Here is a 19,855-nt window from a genome sequence, read left to right as displayed (position 1 = left end):
ATTCGGTCCTCCGGCCGCAACTAATGCGGATTGGAAACTCAGGGCAAGCAGAGAAACGCGGAGCGAATCGGGCGGCGGAGCAGCGGCGGGCGCCGCACACCGCTTCCGGCCGGGCCGACCCGGCCGCGACCGAGGGAAGGGCGGGTCATGAAGGAAACAACAGACCCGGCTGCACCGGCCGGGACGCCGGGCGTGCGGGTCGCGGTGTACCGGCGGATCGAGGAGCTAGAACCGCTGGCGGCCGCCTGGGACCGCCTCGTGTTCGCCGACACCGGGCGCCTGCCTATGAGTTCGCACGCCTGGGTGGCCTCGTATCTGGCGGAGCGGCATCCGGCCGCCCGCCGCTGGATGTGCCTGGCGGCGTTCGCGGGACACCGTTTGGAGGGAGTGTGGCCGATCGAAGTCGAAGAAATTCGGATCCTGGGGAGGCGCCTGCCGATGCTGCGGCAGCCCTGGGATTCGCACATGCAGTCGGTGGAAGCGGTGGTCCGGCCGGGAAGGGAGCGGGCGGTGCTCACCGCGCTGCGGGCGGCGCTCGATGACGCCGCGCCGGCGTGGTTCGGACTGAATTTCGACCACCTCGAGGAGGGTGCGCCGCTGGCCGGAGAGGCGGCGCGGGCGTTGACCCGGACGACGCTGCTGTGCGAGGGGAGCAACTATGCCTCGGTGGTGAAGTGCACCGGGGACTGGGACGAATACTTGGCAGGGCTGGGGCGGAATTTCCGCAAACACCTCCGCAAGGAGCATCGCCGGCTGGCGGAGATCGGGGAGGTGCGGACGGAATTCCTGGCCGGGCCGCAGGCCGATCCGGAGTTGCTGCGGCGGTTCGCGCGCATAGAGGCGGCCGGATGGAAAGGGAAACGGGGAACGGCAATCTCCTCCCGGGAGAACCTGACCGCGTTCTACCGCGCGCTGTGCCGGCGGCTGGCGGAGCGCGGCGCGCTGGAGTGGCATTTTCTGAGGGCGGGGGGCCACGATCTGGCGGGACATTTCGCGATTCGGACAGGGAAGGCGCTCGTGATTCAGAAGATCGGCTACGATGAAGCTTTCGCCGCGTACTCGCCGGGGGTGGTGCTGATGGAGCGCGCGCTGGAGCGCGCGTTCGCCGACGCGGCGACGGCGGAGGTCAATCTAGTGACCGACCGGGCGTGGCACGACGCCTGGCATCCGGAAAAACGGCCTTACATCCAGGTGCGGATGTACCCGCGGCGGGTGCGGTCGCTGGTCGCGGGAGCGTGGCCGCACCGGGTGCGCCTCGCGCTGCGGCGGGTGCGACCGCTGCGCCGGGCGGTCGGGTGGTGGCGGTCGCGGCGGACGGGGCCCGGAGCGGACTAGCGGGAGCGGGGGTGGGGAAGGCGCGCCTGAAAGCCGATAACCGAAACAAGGCGGGGCGCCGGCGACGATCGACCGGCGACCGTAAAATAGATATAGTACGTCCAATTTGTCGTTTCTCGGGAGCACCGGGCCGGTTATATTCGAACCACTATGACGAACGAAGTATTGGTGTCGCGGCGGCCGGCGGCGCCGCACCTGGAAGTGCGGGTTTACCGCGACCCGGCGGAACTGGCGGCGATCGGGGAGGCCTGGGATGAGCTCGCGCTCGGCGCGGCGGGGCGGCTGCCCATGCTGTCCTATGCGTGGGTGTCGGCCCATCTGGAACTGCGCCAGCCGGCGGCGCGCCCCTGGCTGTGCCTGGCGGCCTTTGCCGGCCAACAGCTCGCCGGCGTCCTCCCTCTGGAGGAGCGGCGGCTCTCGGTTCTGGGGAAGACGGTGACGGCGCTCCGGCCGCCGGGAGATGCGCACACGCGCTCGGTGGATGCGGTGGTGGCGCCGGGACGGGAGGCCGAGGCGGCCGAGGCGTTCTACCGCGCACTCGAGGAAGCAGTCCCCGGGTGGTTCGGCCTGGAGATGCCGGGGGTCGAGGGGACGTCGCCCCTGATTGCGGCGGCGGCGGCGGGCGCGCCCGCTCGGGCGCGGGCGGCGCAGATCCCGGCCGGGCTGGCGACGGTGCGGGAGACGCAGGGTACCTGGGACGAGTTCTTCGAGTCGTCCTCGGGGCACTTCCGCAAGCACTATCGGCAGTACGGACGGAAGCTGGCGAAGCTGGGGACGGTCGAGGCGGAGTTTTTGAGCGGTGCGCAGGCGCACCCGGAGTACCTCGAGCGCTTTGCGCGGCTGGAAGCGGCGGGCTGGAAGGGGCGGGCGGGTTCCGCGATCGGGGCGGACCCGGCGCTGACCGAGTTCTACCGGCGCCTCTGCGCACGGCTGCACGCCCGCCGGGCTCTCGAATGGCACTTCCTTCGGGTCGGCGACACCTATGTCGCCGGGCACCTGGCGGTGCGGACCGGGCGGACGCTCGTGCTGTGGAAAATCGGCTACGATGAAGCGTACGCTGCGTGCTCGCCGGGATTTCTGCTGATCGGCGAGATGCTCCAGCGCGCGTTTGCGGATCCGGCGACGGACGCGGTGAATTTCGTGACGGACCGCACCTGGCTTGACAGCTGGCGGCCCGAGAAGCATCGTTACGTGGATCTGTGGCTTTATCCGCGGCGGCTGCGCTCGCTGGTCGGCGGGTGGTGGCCCCGGCAGGCGCGGCAGCGGCTTCGGGAAACACCCGGAGTGAAACCGCTTCTGCGGGCGCTGCGGGGAAAGCCGGAGCCCCAATGAAGTCGGGCGTACCGGCCCCGGGCCGGTGAGAGGGCAGAGGCCGCCCCGACGAAGGCGGAGAAGGGAGCAGGTATGCGGCAACCGGTGTCGGTGATCATCCCCACGTACAATCGGGCGGCCATGCTCCCGCGCGCGCTGGAGAGCGTCCTCGACCAGCTGACTGCGCAGGACGAAGTGGTGGTCGTGGACGACGGCTCGGTCGACCGCACGGCGGCGGTCATCGAGGAGATCCGGGCCAAACGGGGGAGCACCAACGGAACGATCCGCTATCTCTTCCAGGACAACGCGGGAGCGGGAGCGGCCCGAAACCGCGGCATTCGCGAGGCGGCGCACGACCTCGTGGCCTTCGTCGATTCCGACGACGAATGGCTTCCGGGCAAGGCCTCGATGCAGTGCGCGCTGATGGCGGCGCGGCCGGAGCTGGTTGTCTGTTTCGGCGATTTCAAGCTGCGCTATGCCGACGGACGGGTGATCGACCGGGGGATGGTCCGGTGGCACCAGGATGCGCGGACGTGGGAGGAGCGGCTCGGGGCGCCCATGAACCTGTCCGAGCTCGCGGAGTGGCCGAAGGAGCAGGACGTACGGGTGTACATGGGGGACCTGTACGCGGCCCACATGCGGGCGTGCTACCTTTCGGCGTTCACGATGATGGTGCGCAGAAGCCGCGCGGGAGCGGGCTTCTATTTCACCGAGGGGATCAGGATGTACGAGGACTGGGGATGTTTCGGGCGCCTGACAGAGGCGGGGCCGGCGGGATTTCTCGACTGCGACCTGGCGATCCAAAACGGGCACCGGGAAGGGCGATTGACCGATGCCGATGCGTTCGTGCGGGCGGTGAGCCGGGCGGTGGTGCTGGAGGAAGTCTGGGGGGCCGACCCGGAGTTCCTGCGCACCCACGGCGAGGAGTACCGCGCGCTTTTGGACCAGCAGCGGGTGGTGAAGGCGGCGGGATACCTCTCGCAGGGACAACCGGCGGCGGCGCGGGCGCAACTGGCGCAGGTACGAAAGGCACCGCTGTCCTACCGGCTCCTGGCCATGCTCCCGGCACCGGCCGTGCGGGGCCTGCTCGCGCTGCGGCGGGCGATCAGGCGGGGCTGAGGCCCGCGGCGGCGGCGTTTTATGTTGCCGCGGGGAGCGGCAGCGGCTACCATGGCACCGCCGGCCGGGGCGCCAAGGCGCCGGCCGCGAAACGGATGATCTCAAGAATGACCACTGCGACCCAGGTGCGATCATATGTCGGGCGGAAGCCGATCCTTGGAATCGGCCTGCTGTTCGTGCTCGTCTTTCTCCCGGTGCTGATCGATCTGGTGACGCGCTGGTGGGAGGATTCCAATTACTCGCACGGCTTTCTCGTGCCGTTGATCGCCGGCTGGGTGGTGTGGCGCAAGCGGGAGGAAATCGGGGGACTGCCCGCCGAGGGGAGCCGGGCCGGGCTGGCGGTTCTGGCGGCGGGGATGCTCCTGTTCGTGTTGGGAAACGCGGGCGTCGAGTACTTCGTGGTCGCGGTGGCCATGGTGACGGTGCTGTTCGGGCTGACCCTCTACCTGTTTGGGGCCGAGGTGATCCGGCGGACCTGGTTTGCGTTTCTGATCCTGCTCTTTATGATTCCGATTCCGGGAGTGATCTACTACTCGCTCACGTTCCCGATGCAGCTTCTGGCGAGCAAGGTGTCGGTGGCGGCGATGCACGCCCTGGGGATGACGGTGGTGCGGCAGGGAAATGTCATTCTGCTGCCGGGACAGGCGCTCGAGGTGGCGGAGGCGTGCTCGGGGATGCGGTCGCTGATTTCGCTGATGGCGATGGGGGCGCTCTACGGCTACCTGTCGCAGCGGCGGTTCTGGGCGCAGGTGCTGCTCTTTGCGCTGACCGTGCCGATCGCGGTGGTCAGCAATGTCGTGCGGGTGTTCGTCACCGCGGCGGTCGCCTACGCGGGGGGGATCGATCCGACGGCGGAGCCGCTGCACACGCTGTTCGGGCTGTCGGTGTTCGTGGTGGCGTTCGTGCTGCTCACGATTGCCGCGGTCGTGCTGCGGAGGTGGCAGCGGTGACCAACCGGGTGATCATCGCGGCGATCCTGCTGGCGGCGGGCGGCGCGCTCGGGGATTTCTTCCGGTTCGTCGGGCGGACTCCCGGCCGACCGGCCGACCTCGAGGGGATCCCGGCGGCGGCGGCGGACTACCAGGGGCGGGAGGAGCCGTTCGATGCGGCCACCTACGAGGTGCTCAACGCGACCTCGGCGACGCTCCGGCAATACGCGGGCGCCGACGGCAGCATGGCGGAGTTGTTTGTCGCGTACTTTGCCTCCCAGCGGTTCGGCGCGGGGATCCATTCACCGCGGCACTGTTTGCCGGGCGGGGGCTGGCAGATCGTCCGCCACGAGGCGGCGGCGCTGGAGGCGCCGGGCGGGCCGGCCCGGACGGTGAACCGGCTCCTGATCGAGTTCGAGGGGCGCCAGAGCCTGATGCTCTATTGGTACCAGACGCGCTCGGGGGTGGTGCGCGGGGAGTACGGTCTGAAGCTGGATCTGCTGCGCAACGCGCTGGCGATGCGCCCGACGGACGCGGCGCTCGTGCGAGTCACGGTGCCGGTGGCGGGGGACGAGGGGGAGGCGATGGCGCGGGCGGTGCAGTTCGCCCGAACCATCGACCCGTACGTGCAGCAGGCGCTGCCCTTCTAAGAGCGCGCGGGGACCCCGGTCATTTCAAAAGCAGCACTTTGCCGGCGGCGGTGTGCCGGGCATCGGTCAGGCGGTAGAGAAAGACGCCGGAGCCGACGCTCGGATCGGGCTCCCACCGGACGATGCCCTCGGAGCCCTCCGGCCGGATCACCTGCCGGTCGACGCGGCGCCCGAGGATGTCGTAGACGTCGAATTGAAGCGCACCGCCGCCGGCGACGGCGTTGTGGAAGGCGATGCTCACCTCGGCGTTGAAGGGGTTGGGGAAGGCGATCGTCTGCAGCGCATTCGCGGGAAGGAGATAGCCGGGGTCATCGTCGACGCCGAGCGAAAGGAGGATCTCAACGGTGTCGCCGGAGGAGACTGCAAATACGCCATCGCTGTCGCCGCAACCGGCCGCGTCGTGCAGCGGCAGGGGGAAGCGGCCGATGTCGGAGCTGACGATTCGGTAGGTGAGCTCGGCCCGGTCGCCCGGGCTGAGGGTGCGGGTGACGGCGCGGTCGGGGGAGTCGATGATCCAGCGGTACGCGGCGTAGCCGGGGATTACCTCGCCGGCCAGCGGGCCCTCGCGGAGGACGGCGACCGGGATGCCGTTGACGGTGGCCGACTCGCCGACGACGGTGAAGTCCGGCGGGAGGTTCTCGGAGAAATAGAGCCCGGCGAGGGGAGACGACCCGCCGTTGACGAGAGTCCGGGTGACGGCGAGGGTGTCGCCGAGGGCCAGCACGGTGTCACTGAGAGTGTAAGTGCTCGCGACGCCGGCTCCGGCCGGGTAGACGGGTTCCTGGGCGGCGGCCGGCGCGGCCGCAAGAAGGCCCAGGACCACAAACAGGGGTTTGCTCATGCTCTGTCTATCGGCCGCGGCGGGGGGAGATTTGAATAAAAAGTGCCGGCGGCGGGGTCAGGCGCCGGAAGTCGGGGCGGACGCCTGCTTGCGCGAGATATAGGCCTCGAGGTTGTTGAGCGAGTCGAGGTTATCCGGGACAAGTTCGGTGTCGTCCACGTGGATTCCGTAGCGTTCTTCGAGGAAGGCGACCAGTTCCAGGACGCCGGTCGAGTCGATGATGCCCATTTCGAGCAGTGAGCCGGAGTCGGTCAGTTCTTCCGGGTCGCGCCCGATCATGAAGTTGTCGCGAATAAATTGCCGCAGTTCGGTGCGAACGCTCACGTATCCTCCTGTCAACCAACAGCTGCTTTGTCACTTTGCCGGCAACGGCCCGAGGGCCGGGCGGCTGCCCGTCACCCGCATGAGACGTCCCGGCCGGCAATATCGGCGGCGCGGGGGCCGGTGTCAACCGCAAAGGGGGATTGCGCCCCGCTGGACCGGCTGTCGCTAATATCGGAAGATTCGCCGGAAGGTTGAACCGGTGCCCGGGCGGGACAGGCGCCTATATAATGAGGAAACCATCAGCCGCCAAAATTCCGCTCGACTCCGCGCTTGATAAACGCGGGCGGGGCGTGTACCTTGTCGGGACTGGGATAGCATGAGAGAGAAACCGACGACACTACCGGAACTGCTGCAGGCGGCCCTGCGTTCGCAGGTGGAACTGGGGCTGGGCGAGATGATTATCGATCCGGCCCGCGTGGAGACGCTGGCGGCGGAGGCGGCCCGCGGGGCCGCGAACCAGAGAGAGGAGTGGGTCGACCGGATGGACGCCGCGGTGCGGCGCACCTCGCCGCCGCCGGTGGACCTGTTCGGAGGGGCGGGCGGGACGGGGCCGAAAGCGGCCCAATTCGGCACCCTCGCCGAGCACCGGGCCGCCATCTGCGAGTGCCGGAATTGCCCCCTGGGAGAGACGCGCACGAAATTCGTCTACGGCGTGGGGAGTCCGCAGGCGGAGCTGATGTTCGTGGGGGAGGCGCCGGGGCGGGATGAAGATTTGAAGGGAGAGCCGTTCGTGGGACGGGCAGGACAGTTGCTGGACAAAATCCTGGCGGCGATGTCGATGGCGCGGGCGGAGGTCTATATCGCCAACGTGCTGAAATGCCGCCCGCCGGACAACCGCGACCCGCTGCCGGAGGAAATGGCCGAGTGCCTGCCCTACCTGAAAGAGCAGATCCGAATCATCCGGCCGAAAGTCCTCTGCGCCCTGGGCCGGATCGCCGGGCAGGCGCTCCTGGAAACCAAGACGCCGCTCGGGCAACTGCGGAAACGGTGGCACGAGTACGAGGGCGTCCCCCTGCTGGTGACCTATCACCCGGCCGCGCTGCTGCGTTTCCCCGAGTACAAGAAGGAAACCTGGGAGGACATGCAGATGGTGCTGGCGAAACTGGACGAGCTGCGGAGTCGGGCGGGGTAGCCGCGCCCGGCGAGGAAGAGCGCGCATGGCGTATCGTTCGCAGGAAGAGAAACGGGAGGAGAAGCTCCAGCCGCCGCAGTCGCTGGATGCGGAGCAGGCGGTGCTGGGAGCGATTCTCAAAGACAGCGATGCGATGAACCAGGTGGTGGAGGTGCTCGACGACGAGAGCCATTTCTACGCGGCCAGGCACCAGGCGATTTTCCGCGCGGCCAAGGCGCTCTACGAGCGGGGGGAACCCACCGACATCACCATGGTGGCCAACGAGCTGCTGCGCAACGACGAGCTGGGGCGGATCGGCGGGCGGGTGTACCTCGTGGAACTCGTCGAGGGAGTGGCCTCGACGGCCAACCTCTCGGCCCACGCGACGGTGGTGCTCGAGCGGTCGATTCTCCGGCGGCTGATCACGACCTCCAACGAAATTATCAAGAGCTGCTACGCGTTCGAACAGCCGGTGGCCGGCCTGCTCGATCGGGCGGAGTCGACCATTTTCCGTCTGTCGGAGAGCCGGCTGCGGAAGGGCTTCACCTCGATCCGGGACCTGATCCCCTCGACGTTTGAAGACATCGAAGCGCTCCAGTCCAACGAGAGCGGACTGACCGGGCTCCCGACCGGGTACGAGGAACTCGACCTGATGACCAACGGGATGCACAAGGGGGACCTGGTGATTGTGGCGGGACGGCCGTCGATGGGGAAATCGGCGCTGGCGATGAACATCGCGGAGCACGTGGCCATCAAGCAGCGCAAGGGCGTGGGGGTGTTCTCGATTGAAATGTCGAAAGAGCAACTGGCGCTCCGGATGCTGTGCGGGCGGGCCGGGATCTCGCAGCAGAAACTGCGGGCGGGCAAGCTGCGGGACACCGAGTGGAGCCGGCTGGCCACAGTGGGCGGGATCCTGTCGGAGGCGCCGGTGTTTATCGACGATTCCCCGACGATCACCTCGCTGGAGATCCGGGCGAAGGCGCGACGGCTGAAAGCGCAGCAGGATGTCGGCGTGATCATCGTCGACTACCTCCAGATGGTCCACGGGTCGGGGCGGTTCGAAAACCGGCAGCAGGAGATGGCGACCATCTCGCAGGGGCTCAAGGCGCTGGCGAAGGAACTGGAGATCCCGGTGATCGCCTGCTCGCAGCTCTCGCGGCTGGTCGAACAGCGGGGCGGGGAGAAGCGGCCGCAACTGTCCGATCTGCGGGAGAGCGGGGCGATCGAGCAGGATGCCGACCTCGTCCTCTTCATTTACCGGCCGGAACACTACCTCACCCACCTGGAGCAGAACGATCCCAAGATGCAGGAGGTGGCGGGGCTGGCGGAGATTATCGTGGCCAAGCAGCGCAACGGTCCGACGGGGGTGGTGAAGCTGCATTTTCGGAAGGAGTTTGCCCGGTTTGAGAATCTCGAACGGCACCACCGCGAGATTCCGCCGGGAGTGGAACCAGTGGCCGGCGGCGATGCGCCATTCTAGCGGAGCGGTATGAACCTGGGCGTAACGACACTGGGGCGGCAGGGGGTCAACGCGATCGACGAGGTCGGGGGGATGGCGATCCTGTTCGGCCGGTTTCTCGTCGCCCTCTCCGGGTTGCCCCGGTCGTTTCGGCTCTATGTCGAGCAGGTGTATTCGCTGGGGGTGCGGTCGCTCCCGCTCATCGTGATCATCTCGGTCTTTGTCGGGGCGGTGTCGGCCTGGCAGGGGGCCTACCAGTTTTCGTTCATCGGGGCGCCGCTGCGCTTTCTGGGCCAGGCGGTCGGCAAGGCGGTGGTGATCGAGCTGGCGCCGGTGCTCTCGGCGATCGTGTTCGCGGGGCGGGTCGGCGCCGGGGTGGCGGCCGAGCTGGGGACGATGCGGGTCACCGAGCAGATCGACGCGCTCGAGTCGATGGGGATCGACCCGGTGCGCTTTCTCGTCATGCCGCGCATCCTCGCCTGCCTGACGATGGTGCCGTTCCTGGTCGTGTTCGCCAATTTCATCGCCATTCTCGGCGGCATGGGGGTGGCGGTGCTTGGGGTGGACATTTCGGCGGAAATGTTTCTCGACGGCTTTCACAGCTCGTTCAGCCTCTCGGATTTCATCAACGGGGAGATCAAGGCGGCCGTGTTCGGCCTGCTCATCGGGCTGGTCGGGTGCTACGAGGGGTTCAACACCAAAGGCGGGGCGGCCGGCGTGGGGGAGGCGACCACCACCTCGGTCGTCATCTCGTCGGTGCTGATCCTGGTCTCGAATTTCCTTTTCGCCATCGTGCTCTTCCGGTTTTGACCTATGGATACACTACGGCCCCAGGCAGAGAGCGTCTGTTTCGAGGTGGAGGATCTCCACAAGGCGTTCGGCGCGCAGCGGGTGCTCGACGGCGTCAGCCTGAAAGTGCAAACCGGGGAGTCGGTGGCGATCATCGGGCAGTCGGGCTCGGGGAAATCGGTGCTGCTGAAACACCTGATCCGGCTGCTGGTGCCGGACCGCGGCCGCGTCCTCTACCGGGGGCGGGACCTCGCCGACATGAGTTCCGGCGAGCTGGTCGAAGTGCGGCGGAAAATCGGTATGCTCTTTCAGTCGGCGGCGCTGTTCGATTCGATGACGGTGGCGGAGAATGTCGGGCTGGGACTGCGGGAGGCGCGGCGGCACGAGCAGAGAGAGATCGACCGGATTGTCGCGGAGAAGCTCGAGATGGTCGGGCTGGCCGAGGCGGGGGACAAATATCCCGCCGAGCTGTCGGGCGGGATGCGCAAGCGGGTGGGGCTGGCCCGGGCGATCGCCAACGACCCGGACGTGCTGCTGTACGACGAACCGACGACCGGGCTGGACCCGGTGACGGCCGACGTAATCAATGACTTGATCGTCAACCTCAACCGGCAGCTGCGGGTGACCTCGGTGGTGGTGACGCACGACATGAAGTCGGCGTTCCGGATCGCCGGCCGGGTGGTGATGCTCTATGACGCGCGGGTGCGGTTCGACGGCAGCCCGCAGGAACTGCAGCGGGCGGGCGACCCGGTGCTCCGACAATTTATCGCCGGCGACTCCGCCGGGCCGATACGGATATGACGGGAAGTCGGGCGGCGATGGCGGACAAGCGCAGCGGCAAAGTGAAGACGGCGTTTTTTTGCACCCAGTGCGGGGCCGAGCACACCCGCTGGCAGGGGCAGTGCCGGGAGTGCGCGGAGTGGAACACGCTGGTCGAAGAGCGGCTGGTCAAACCGGCGGGGGGCAAGGGGCGGGGGACGCGCCCGCCGGCCGAGGCGCGGCGACTTCCGGAAATATCGCTCGCCGCGGAGGCGGGGATCGAAAGCGGGATCGGCGAATTCGACCGCGTGCTGGGCGGACGGCTGCTGCCGGGGATGAGCGTGTTGATCGGCGGCGAGCCGGGGATCGGGAAGTCGACGCTTCTCTTGCAGGCGGCCGAGGCCTACTCGCGGCGGGGGCACCGGGTCGCTTACGTCACGGGCGAGGAATCGCTCGCCCAGATCCGCCTGCGGGCCGAGCGGCTCGGCGTGGCCGGCGAAAACATCGTGGCTGTCAACGCCAACGCGCTGGAAGAAATCTGCGACCTGGTGGCCGAGGGCGCTTACGAGATCGTGCTCGTCGACTCGATCCAGACGGTGGCCTCGGCGATGTTTGACTCGCCCCCGGGGACGGTCGCGCAGGTGCGGGAGTCGGCCCAGCGGCTGATGGGACTGGCGCGGCAGCACGGGTTCGCCCTGTTCCTCGTGGGGCACGTGACGAAGGATGGGATGGTCGCGGGGCCGAAGGTCCTCGAGCACATGGTCGATACGGTGATCTCTTTCGAGGGCGACGGGAGCCACCTGTACCGGATGCTGCGGGTGATGAAGAACCGGTTCGGGTCGGTGGCCGAGATCGGGCTGTTCGAGATGCAGTCGCGCGGGCTGGTGGAGGTGACCAATCCCTCGTCGCTGTTTCTGTCGCAGCGCCAGGATGCGCGCCGGACGGGGTCGGTGGTGGCGGGCATCTGCGAGGGGCAGCGGCCGCTTTTGGTCGAGATCCAGGCGCTCGTGACGGCCGCCAGCTACGGCAACCCGCAGCGGGTGGCCGGGGGCATCGATAACAAACGGCTGGCCCTCCTGATCGCGATTCTCGAAAAAAAGGGGGGCTTTCCGATGGGGATGAACGACGTGTTCGTGTCGATCGCCGGGGGGCTGCGGCTGAGCGAACCGGCGCTCGATCTGGCGATGCTCGCGGCGATCGCCTCCTCGCTTCTGAACAAACCGGTCGATCCGCGGACGATGGTGGTGGGAGAGGTCGGTCTGTCGGGGGAGGTGCGCGGCGTGACCATGATCGACCGGCGGCTGGCCGAGGCGGCCAAGCTGGGGTTCACGGCCGCGGTGATCCCGGCGATGAACGCGGCTCAGGCCAAGCGGGAACTGCCTTCGGTGCACGGCGTGGGGTCGCTCCAGGAGGCGATCGAGGTGCTGCTCGGGTGATACGGATCCTTTGCCGCGACGGCGCGGCGCGGCGGGGGGAAGCGGCGACCGCGCACGGCCTGTTTCAGACGCCCGCGTTCATGCCGGTCGGCACCGCGGGGGCGGTCAAAGCGCTCACCTGCGAGGACCTCGAGGAGATCGGTGTCGAAATCATCCTCGGCAACACCTACCATCTCTACCTTCGCCCCGGCCCCGAGACCATCCGGGAGAGCGGCGGGCTGGCGGCCTTCAGCGGTTGGGGGAAGCCCACGCTCACCGACAGCGGGGGGTACCAGGTGTTCTCGCTCAAAGACCGGCTGCGGATCTCCGACGACGGCGTGGAGTTCCGCTCGCACCACGACGGGTCGACGCACCTGTTCACGCCGGAGAAGGTGATACAGATTCAGCACGCGATCGGCGCGGACATCATCATGGCGTTCGACCAGTGCGTGCCCTACCCGGCGGAGCGGCGGGCGGTTGAAGAGGGGGTGCGCCGGACGGGGGAGTGGGCGGCGCGCTGTGCGCGGGAGCACGAGCGGCGCAGCGAGAGTGGTCCGGACCCCGGCCGCCTGTTCGGGATTGTCCAGGGAGGGACCTACGCCGACTTTCGCACGCGCTCGGCTGAGCAGATCCTCGCGCTCGATCTGCCGGGGAATGCGATCGGCGGGCTATCGGTGGGGGAGAGCAAGGCCGAGATGGAGGCCATGCTGGCGCACACGGTGCCGCTGCTGCCGGCGGACAAGCCGCGCTACCTCATGGGGGTGGGGTATCCGGAGGACATCCTGACTGCGGTGTCGTACGGGGTGGACATGTTCGACTGCGTGCTGCCGACGCGCAACGCGCGAACGGGGAATGTGTTCACGACGGTCGGACCGATCACCTACCGCAACGCCGCGTACGCGCAAGACCAGCGGCCGCTCGACCCGCACTGCGGGTGCCGCGTGTGCCGCCGCTACACCCGGGCATACCTCCGGCATCTCTACAACCAGTCGGAGATCACGGGGATAGTGCTCGCGAGCTACCATTCCGTGTATTTCTTCCAGGAACTGATGCGGGGGATCCGGCGGGCGATTGAGGAAAGGCGGTTTGACGCGTTTCGGCGGGAATTCCTGGCGAGGTATGCGGGAGAGTGACCGGGCGGCAGCCGCCGCCGGAGTCCCGGCGTCCCTGTCGCGCCTGGCCGGGAGGGGGTAATCCGGAACCCTGTGAGGCCGGTGGGGGCAGCAGTTCCGGCGCCATCCTCCGACGATCCGTTGGGCGCCGGTCGGGGAGTGGAGCCATCACGCGTGGTCGGGCGCCCGGCGGCCCTTCCGGGCTGTCAGGGTCGGGGGTCCGGCGGCACGGGTTTCCCGCACACCCGGCAGTCCGGCCTTTTCTCGAACCCCACCATCTCAAAGGCCATCGTATCGGCGCGGAAAATCAGAAGCGTGTTCGAAACCGGCATGTCGCCGGTCATCAGGTAGCGCAGCGCCAGCGTTGCCTGAAGCGATCCGATCACCCCCGGCAATGCCCCGAACACCGGCGTCGGCCCGGCGTGCAGCGCATCCTTGTGCAGGAGACAGGCCAAGCAGGCGGTCTTCGGGGGATTGAGGAAACTCAGTTGCCCGAGCCATTCATGGATAGCCCCGTAGACATAGGGAATGCTGAGGCGGAAAGAGACATCGTTCAGTATCAAACGCCCGGCGTGATTATCCAGGCCATCGATGATCACGTCGCATCCCGAGGCCAGCTCGCCGGCGTTGTCCTCGGTCAGCTTCAGCGGGATGGCTTCGACGGTTATTTCGGGATTCTGCGCCGCGAGCTTCTCGGCCGCAAGAACCGCCTTGGGTTTGCCGATGTCCCCGGCGGCAAAGAGAAACTGGCGATTCAGGTTGGAGAGCTCGACCCTGTCGCCGTCGCATATGCACAGGTGCCCCACGCCGGCTGCGGCCAGGCAGGTCGCACTAATCCCGCCCAGTCCCCCGGCCCCGACAACCAGGACGCGCGCGCTTTTGAGTCTGTCCTGGTTCCAACGGTCAACCGGGAGTTGGCGTCGGTACCTCTCCATTTCAGGTTTCGACAGGGGCATGAGAAGGGGTTCTCAGCCGCCGGAGACCGGCGGCTGGAGAGTGATTGTCTGGCCGTTGGATGGCTTGAAGGACAAATCCTTCACGTGGCCGTCCACGTAGATGACGGCAACATAGGCGGGGTCGAGCGAAATAGCCTCGAGGATTTCTCCGATCGTCCTGTCGCCGTCAATCTGGACCCTGCGGGTATAGTGATCGACATCAGGTCTCAGCATCGCGCGCAGCTGACCTCCGGCTCGAAGGAAGACTATCATGTTTAATTTCCTCAAAGACGGGCAACGGCGCGGACGCGTCACCTTGGAGGCACGGCGAGCCCGCCGCGCCGAAACGGTCCGGCAGTCGGCCTCGTTACGCTGTCCGCGCCCCGACCCGCTCCGCTGAGAGAGACGAGGCCCGCCGCGGCCCAGGGCTAGAACGCTTTCGGTTTATATCGTTCTCCGCGAACTGCCGGGATGCCATTCGGGAGCGGCTTTCCCAAGAGCCCGATCTTTTCGATATTGTCGGCCGCGAAATGGAGTTTCAGGTCATGCAGCACTTCGCGGCTCGGGTTGCCATCGGCATCCCACCCGCGCGCGGCGTAATACTCGTCGAGCATTGCCTCGATCTGGTCTCTGGTCAGCCCCTTGCCGGCACTGGGGCCGGTCGGGATCTTGTCCTCCCAGGATCGCGCCGGCGGGTAGTCGAAGGTGCGGCCGTTGGCCCGGTTGCGTTCCAGGTAATGGCATCGCACGAGATTCCAGATTTTCTCAGAAGTTTTGAGCGCTTCGGCAGTATCGACATTCCACCCGGTGATATAATTGAGCGCCACGACAATCTCCTCCGGCTCGACGTCGAGCTCGCCCCAGAAGAGGCGGCAGATGCACCAGCAGTCGAAGAGCGGCCGGATGTGCTGCAGGTACACAACGACCTTAGCACGTCCCTCGATCCGGTCGCGTCCTTCGGCCATGTCGACCGTGATCGTCCACGAGCGGTTGTGATGGGCGCCGATGTCGCTCGTCATATACGAGAGCAGCATGCCCGGGGCGTAGCGTCCGTCATACCCCGACATTTCCTGGCCCTTGACCTGCATGGCGAATTTCTCGCTGCCCCGCCCGATTTTCTCGGCGGCCCGCCTGGTGCCGTCCGCGAAATAGTCGCCGATCCCTCGGCGGTGCACAATCATGTCGATGAAGTGTTCCGCGTCATCGACAGAACCCCAGTTGAGCGTGTGCCCTTCGAGGTCGTCGGCGCTGATCAGCCCGCGCTGGAAGCACTCCATACCGAACGCCACCACGCCGCCGCCGGACATGGTGTCCATGCCGACGTTGTCCATCAGCCAGTTCAGGTAGGCGACCTGGTTGATGTCGGTCATGCCGAGGTTGGAGCCGCACAGGGCGCCGGTTTCATATTCCGGGCCTTCGAGATAGACCGTTTCCTTGCCCGGGACGACCGCCTTGGTGTACTTGCCGCAGTTCATCCAGCAGCCGAAGCAGGCTTTGTGCGTGATGAGGCACTTTTCGACCAGGGCGTCGCCGTCAATGCCCTTGGAATTCTCATAGTAGGTGGTCTGGAAATTCCGGGTGGGGAGAACCGCGTTGACGTTTGACCAGTCGATAAAGAATGCAGTGCCGTATTTCTGCCACGGCGCCATGTTCGGATGGGTCTGCGTCCGCTTGATGATGGCCGACACATGTTCGGTGAGCCGGTCGAGATCGTGCACTTTGATCCCGCGGGTACCGCGGACAGCGATGGCTTTGAGCTTTTTCGAGCCCATGACCGCCCCCTGCCCGGTCCGCCCCGCCTGGCGGCCGAAATCGTGGGTGATGCAGGAGAAGCGAATGCCGTTTTCGCCGGCCGGCCCGATGGTGGCGATTTCGAAATCCTCGCCCAGGTCCTTCTTCATGGCCGGTTCGCACTCCAACGAGCCCATGCCCCAGTACGGGGAGGCATCGCGCAGTTCGACCGTGTCGTCATCGATAAAGAGGTAAACCGGTACGGGGGAGATGCCGGACATGATGACCATATCGTATCCGGCGAACTTGAGGGCCGGGCCGAGATGGCCGCCCATGTTGGAATCGCCATGGCCGTTGGTCAGGGGGGAAATGGAGCCGAATTCGACTTTCGCGCCCGCCGGGATAAAGCACCCGCTCATAATCCCGGCGTTCATGATGAACAGGTTCTCCGGCCCGAACGGGTCGGCATCGCGGGGGACCTCGTCGTAGAGAATCCTGGCGATCGTGCCCCGTCCTCCGAACCATTCGCGCACCAACTTCGCATCGGTGGGGTGCCTCCTGATCTCCCCGGTAGTGAGATTGATGCGCAGGGTCGTGCCGGCCATGCCTCCACAGCTCGCGGACTCGTGCGCCATCACTTACCCTCCTTTGCCGGCCTGGTGAAGACGGTGATGGCGCCGGTGTTGCACAGCTCGGCGCATTGGAAGCAGTTGTCGCAGATGATGACGTGATCGACATCGCGATGCTGAAATATCACACCTGGCTTGCAGACCGCGATGCAGTCGCCGCAATTGGTGCACTTTTCGGCGATCACGATATAGGCGCCGTCATCGCGACGGAAGATGGCGTGTTCGGGGCAGGCCTCGAGGCATCGGCCGCACTGCGTGCAGACTTTGGGCTTGTACAGCCCCGGCTGCGGAAAGAGAACCTCGATTCTCAAGCTGGCCTTTCTCGGATTGATCTCGTGGTAGTGGCTGATGGCGCAAATCTGCATGCACAGGCGGCACCCGCTGCACTTGCCCGGCGAAACTTTGAGTCTCTTTGTTTCCATGATGCCCTGGTTGACTCCTATGCTTTCGCGTATACCTGCCCGGCAATCCAGATGGCGGCCACGAGCACGACGGAAACGACTCGGAACAGGACGGCCGGCGCGCGCCATTTGCGCAGGAGGGCGTAGGGTTGAATGGCATTGCCCAGGTAATAACCGAGGTTTATCGTCACAATCGAGATCAGCGAGGCGCTGACAGCGTCGGAGGCAAGGAACGAACGAATCCCCGCCCACCCGTTTGCGGCCCACGAGGCCTCGCGCAGGACGTACGCGGCGATGAGCGCGAAGGCGGCGTACGAGGCATAGACAATGACCGGCGCGGCGAGAACTCTGTAGAGCGGGCTGGAATCTAGCCGTTCACGGAACGCCGAGTAGGCGATATCGAAGACGATCCCGTTGATCATCACCGCCGCGAACTGGCAGGGGAAGAAGTAGCTGGAGGCGGTTTTGAACAGGCCGGCGATCAGCGCCATGACCACTACGGAGCCGGGAAAGTCGACGAGCCGCTTGGAGGCGTAGAGGATGATGATGCCAAGTCCAAAGAGCACGGCCGATTTCTCCGGCGCCCCAGCGGCTCGGAGCAGGTCACGCCCGAAGAGCTCCAGTGCGCCCCACAGCGAACCGAGAACGAGGAGGACGAGGATCTTTTCATATCTTCTCATGGTCTGCTCCAGCAGGTGGACGCTGATGTTTTTGTTGGCCGGTCCCCGCCGCGGTCGACCTGCGGCCGCAAGATCTCAGGCCAACCTCCTTAGCGACAACATGATCTGTCATGCGGCACGCCTGCCCGCAGGCTGCCATCTGTATGGACCTGGAATCCTACGGACAAGACACTCTATATTAATACACGCCTTCCCTTATAGCAATGACTTTCGGAGTGTTGTCGGCGGTTTTGGGCGGTCACGATTCGTCCGAATGCGTTGTGACCGCAGCCGCACCCCGCGTTCTTCGAGCCGATTGTTGTGTGCCGGTCCGGTTAAGAAGCGACCTCGGCCCTGCTCCATTGCGGCCGGCGTACGGTGCCTGATTTGGGGACCCCTGGCCGTCCGCCGCCTACTCGAATACGAGCTCGCCGAAGGCAGCCGGGTCGTAGGACCAGGAAGTCTGGAACGATGCCGAGGAGTTCATCCGCACTTGTCGGCGGCGGAAGTTCAGTCGCCAGCGATCTCCGGAGTCGGGCGTCGCTGCGAACTGCGCGAGCGGGATACGCATCTCGACGGCGTAGAAGTCCGCCCCGCGGACCGTTTTCACCTCGAAATCGCCGTTCCAGTCCGAGCGGCCGGCCCAGTACCCGTCGCTCGCCTGCTGGACTTGCTGATCATACAGGGTCCCGAGGGCGTTGACATACACCTGGGCGACGACGCGGTTGGTCCCGCCCAGCTCGATCATCCAGCCGACTGCATCCTCCGTGAACACGGGGGCGTCGCGCTCGGTCATCGCGGCATGGATCGCGGCCATGTCCGAATCGCGGCAATGCGCGGCGAGGTACAGGTTGTCGCTGTCGTAGGCGAAGTAGAACATGGTCGGATCCTGTGCCGCCGGTGTCCCGTTTTTGCTGAACAGCGCGGTGACCGGCCGCGCCCAGCAGGGTTCGATCAACTGCCCGTCGATAACGACTGGTTCATTCACCCGGATGCACCGGGCGGCGCGGGCGACCTCCAATTCGCGGCTCACCCTTGTCGATTTTTCCGCGGCGTAGGGAAGCCGGGTGGAAATCACAGGCAGTGGAAGCAGCGCGGGCGCCGGCTCAATGGCAAACTGCGCGGTTACGGTCGCCCCCGGGACCAGCGTAAATGGACAGGCCGCGGGCGTAATTGTCCAACCTTCAGGTACGTCCCAGCGCAAGGTGTCGGTCCATTGTCCCCCTGCCGTCGGACCATCCAGCAGCACGGTCACTGCCCCGGCTGCCGGCTTCAGCCCGTCGGTGAGCGGGAGCGGCTGTGCGAACCTGATCCCGATGCTCCTGACCCGACTGGCGGCCCGCGCCTCTGCGACGGTCTGCACATCCCACGGCAGCACCGCATCCTTCTTGATGGGCGCGATGTGTACGCCTCGATCATCGACCGTTACCCAGCCGAAGTGATACCGCAGACCATCGGGGCTCTCCTCGGTCTCGGCGCCGGAACTGCCGAGGGATGTGTACAGGATGCCGTCAAACTCGGCCGAGAAGTAGCAGTGCATATGACCGGTGAAAACGGCATCGACCCCGTTGGCCCGGAAGATGTCGTGCAGGGCGTCCGGCTGCCCGCTGCCCAGTGTCCGATACCAGAACGGCTTGTGGAGAAAGACAATCGTGTAGCAGGCACTGCGATTCTTCGCCAGATCGTCTTTCAGCCAGCCGAGTTGCTCCTGGGCGATCTCGCCGGCGCTCTCTGTACGGCTGTTGTCGAGCACCACGAAATGGATGCCGCGGTGGTCGAAGGCGTAGTACGGCTCCCCTGCGCGGGCGCGATAGGTTGACTCCATGGCGTCTGTGCTGATATCGTCGTTGCCGGGTGTGAAGCGGACCGGCATGGTGAGCGGTCTGATAATGGCGAAGTACTCATCCCACCGGCTGCGCATTTCGATCGTATCGGTGGTGTGCCCCTCGATCATGTCGCCGACGGTCACCACGAAGTCGGGCCGCAGCCGCTCAATCTCGGCGACCACCGATTCGTACACTCCGTCCTGGTGGTCACCGGTACGGTCGCCAAGAACCGCGAATCGAACCGGGGCGTCCGATAGATCATCGCATGGCGTCTGGGCTGGAGCTGGAGATCCGAGGGCGATGAGGACAAGGCCAAATATGGCGGTAGTTTTCATCACGTCGCAACACCCGTCTTTGAGTTTGCCGGTTTTGCCCCGAAAGATACACCGGGTCCGCGTCCGACACAATGCAATCTGAAGTGTTCGGTACCTGGGCGAGGGACGAGAATCCGCCAAAGGGGTGGGGGAACCGGCAGAGCGGGCGGCCGCCCTGCCGCGGCTCGCGGCAGTACGGTCGGAGC

General features: G+C 66.2%; 19 protein-coding genes. 11 read left to right on the top strand and 8 right to left on the bottom strand.

All coding sequences use genetic code 11. From position 1 onward, the window contains the following. The first annotated feature begins 147 nt into the window (after window positions 1-147). The 5 genes from KA261_01575 to KA261_01555 all read left to right on the top strand — a co-directional run bounded on the left by KA261_01575 (window position 148) and on the right by KA261_01555 (window position 5,344). The gene (locus KA261_01575) at window positions 148-1,335 is read left to right on the top strand and encodes a GNAT family N-acetyltransferase (GenBank protein ID MBP7696472.1); all 1,188 of its coding nucleotides are present in this window, start codon (window positions 148-150) and stop codon (window positions 1,333-1,335) included. Window positions 1,336-1,485: 150 nt separating this feature from the next. Next, window positions 1,486-2,667 (top strand): GNAT family N-acetyltransferase, encoded by a 1,182-nt coding sequence (locus KA261_01570; protein ID MBP7696471.1) that lies wholly within the window; start codon window positions 1,486-1,488, stop codon window positions 2,665-2,667. Between the two features lie 72 nt (window positions 2,668-2,739). Beyond that, a complete protein-coding gene (locus KA261_01565) occupies window positions 2,740-3,765 on the top strand; it encodes a glycosyltransferase family 2 protein (protein ID MBP7696470.1) in 1,026 nt (341 codons plus the stop codon). Between the two features lie 107 nt (window positions 3,766-3,872). Then, window positions 3,873-4,715 (top strand): exosortase, encoded by an 843-nt coding sequence (gene xrt / locus KA261_01560; protein MBP7696469.1) that lies wholly within the window; start codon window positions 3,873-3,875, stop codon window positions 4,713-4,715. Further along, entirely contained in the window at window positions 4,712-5,344 is a 633-nt protein-coding gene (locus tag KA261_01555) for an EpsI family protein (GenBank protein ID MBP7696468.1), read from the top strand. The genes xrt and KA261_01555 overlap by 4 nt, the downstream gene beginning before the upstream one ends. Window positions 5,345-5,363: 19 nt before the next feature. Here the strand turns inward: KA261_01555 and KA261_01550 are convergent, their stop codons facing one another. Then, window positions 5,364-6,185, bottom strand: a complete 822-nt coding sequence (locus tag KA261_01550; protein ID MBP7696467.1) for a hypothetical protein — start codon at window positions 6,183-6,185, stop codon at window positions 5,364-5,366. A gap of 57 nt (window positions 6,186-6,242) precedes the next feature. Next, window positions 6,243-6,464, bottom strand: a complete 222-nt coding sequence (locus tag KA261_01545) for an acyl carrier protein (GenBank protein MBP7696466.1) — start codon at window positions 6,462-6,464, stop codon at window positions 6,243-6,245. Window positions 6,465-6,903: 439 nt separating this feature from the next. On the opposite strand from KA261_01545, the gene KA261_01540 reads away from it, so the two are divergent. The 6 genes from KA261_01540 to tgt all read left to right on the top strand — a co-directional run bounded on the left by KA261_01540 (window position 6,904) and on the right by tgt (window position 13,175). Next, window positions 6,904-7,641 (top strand): uracil-DNA glycosylase, encoded by a 738-nt coding sequence (locus tag KA261_01540; GenBank protein MBP7696465.1) that lies wholly within the window; start codon window positions 6,904-6,906, stop codon window positions 7,639-7,641. A 25-nt stretch (window positions 7,642-7,666) separates the two neighbouring features. Then, complete coding sequence (gene dnaB / locus KA261_01535; GenBank protein ID MBP7696464.1) at window positions 7,667-9,100, top strand: replicative DNA helicase; 1,434 nt, start codon at window positions 7,667-7,669, stop codon at window positions 9,098-9,100. A 72-nt stretch (window positions 9,101-9,172) separates the two neighbouring features. Next, window positions 9,173-9,889 carry an ABC transporter permease gene (locus tag KA261_01530; GenBank protein ID MBP7696463.1) on the top strand — a complete coding sequence of 239 codons (717 nt, stop codon included), beginning with the start codon at window positions 9,173-9,175 and terminating at the stop codon, window positions 9,887-9,889. 3 nt (window positions 9,890-9,892) lie between these two features. After that, complete coding sequence (locus KA261_01525; protein MBP7696462.1) at window positions 9,893-10,669, top strand: ABC transporter ATP-binding protein; 777 nt, start codon at window positions 9,893-9,895, stop codon at window positions 10,667-10,669. A 17-nt stretch (window positions 10,670-10,686) separates the two neighbouring features. After that, a complete protein-coding gene (radA, locus tag KA261_01520; GenBank protein MBP7696461.1) occupies window positions 10,687-12,063 on the top strand; it encodes a DNA repair protein RadA in 1,377 nt (458 codons plus the stop codon). Then, window positions 12,060-13,175, top strand: a complete 1,116-nt coding sequence (tgt, locus tag KA261_01515) for a tRNA guanosine(34) transglycosylase Tgt (protein MBP7696460.1) — start codon at window positions 12,060-12,062, stop codon at window positions 13,173-13,175. Before radA ends, tgt begins: the two co-directional genes overlap by 4 nt. Window positions 13,176-13,360: 185 nt before the next feature. On the opposite strand, the gene KA261_01510 is transcribed toward tgt, so the two are convergent. The 6 genes from KA261_01510 to KA261_01485 form a co-directional block, all read right to left on the bottom strand. Continuing rightward, window positions 13,361-14,089, bottom strand: coding sequence for a HesA/MoeB/ThiF family protein (locus KA261_01510; protein MBP7696459.1), 729 nt, complete (start codon window positions 14,087-14,089; stop codon window positions 13,361-13,363). Between the two features lie 33 nt (window positions 14,090-14,122). Beyond that, window positions 14,123-14,362: a MoaD/ThiS family protein gene (locus KA261_01505; GenBank protein MBP7696458.1), complete on the bottom strand. Its 240-nt coding sequence runs from the start codon at window positions 14,360-14,362 to the stop codon at window positions 14,123-14,125. 155 nt (window positions 14,363-14,517) lie between these two features. Next, on the bottom strand, window positions 14,518-16,455 hold the full coding sequence (locus KA261_01500) for an aldehyde ferredoxin oxidoreductase family protein (GenBank protein MBP7696457.1): 1,938 nt from the start codon (window positions 16,453-16,455) through the stop codon (window positions 14,518-14,520). After that, complete coding sequence (locus KA261_01495) at window positions 16,455-16,871, bottom strand: 4Fe-4S dicluster domain-containing protein (GenBank protein MBP7696456.1); 417 nt, start codon at window positions 16,869-16,871, stop codon at window positions 16,455-16,457. Before KA261_01495 ends, KA261_01500 begins: the two co-directional genes overlap by 1 nt. 17 nt (window positions 16,872-16,888) lie before the next feature. Beyond that, window positions 16,889-17,530, bottom strand: coding sequence for a hypothetical protein (locus KA261_01490; protein ID MBP7696455.1), 642 nt, complete (start codon window positions 17,528-17,530; stop codon window positions 16,889-16,891). 391 nt (window positions 17,531-17,921) lie between these two features. Beyond that, a complete protein-coding gene (locus tag KA261_01485; GenBank protein MBP7696454.1) occupies window positions 17,922-19,670 on the bottom strand; it encodes a metallophosphoesterase in 1,749 nt (582 codons plus the stop codon). Window positions 19,671-19,855: the final 185 nt, after the last annotated feature.

The organism is Candidatus Zixiibacteriota bacterium, assembly GCA_017999435.1.
GTDB lineage: Bacteria > Zixibacteria > MSB-5A5 > GN15 > FEB-12 > JAGNLV01.
The sequence above is the reverse complement of the archived record's forward strand: the minus strand, read 5'-3'. Positions and strand labels throughout refer to the sequence as shown.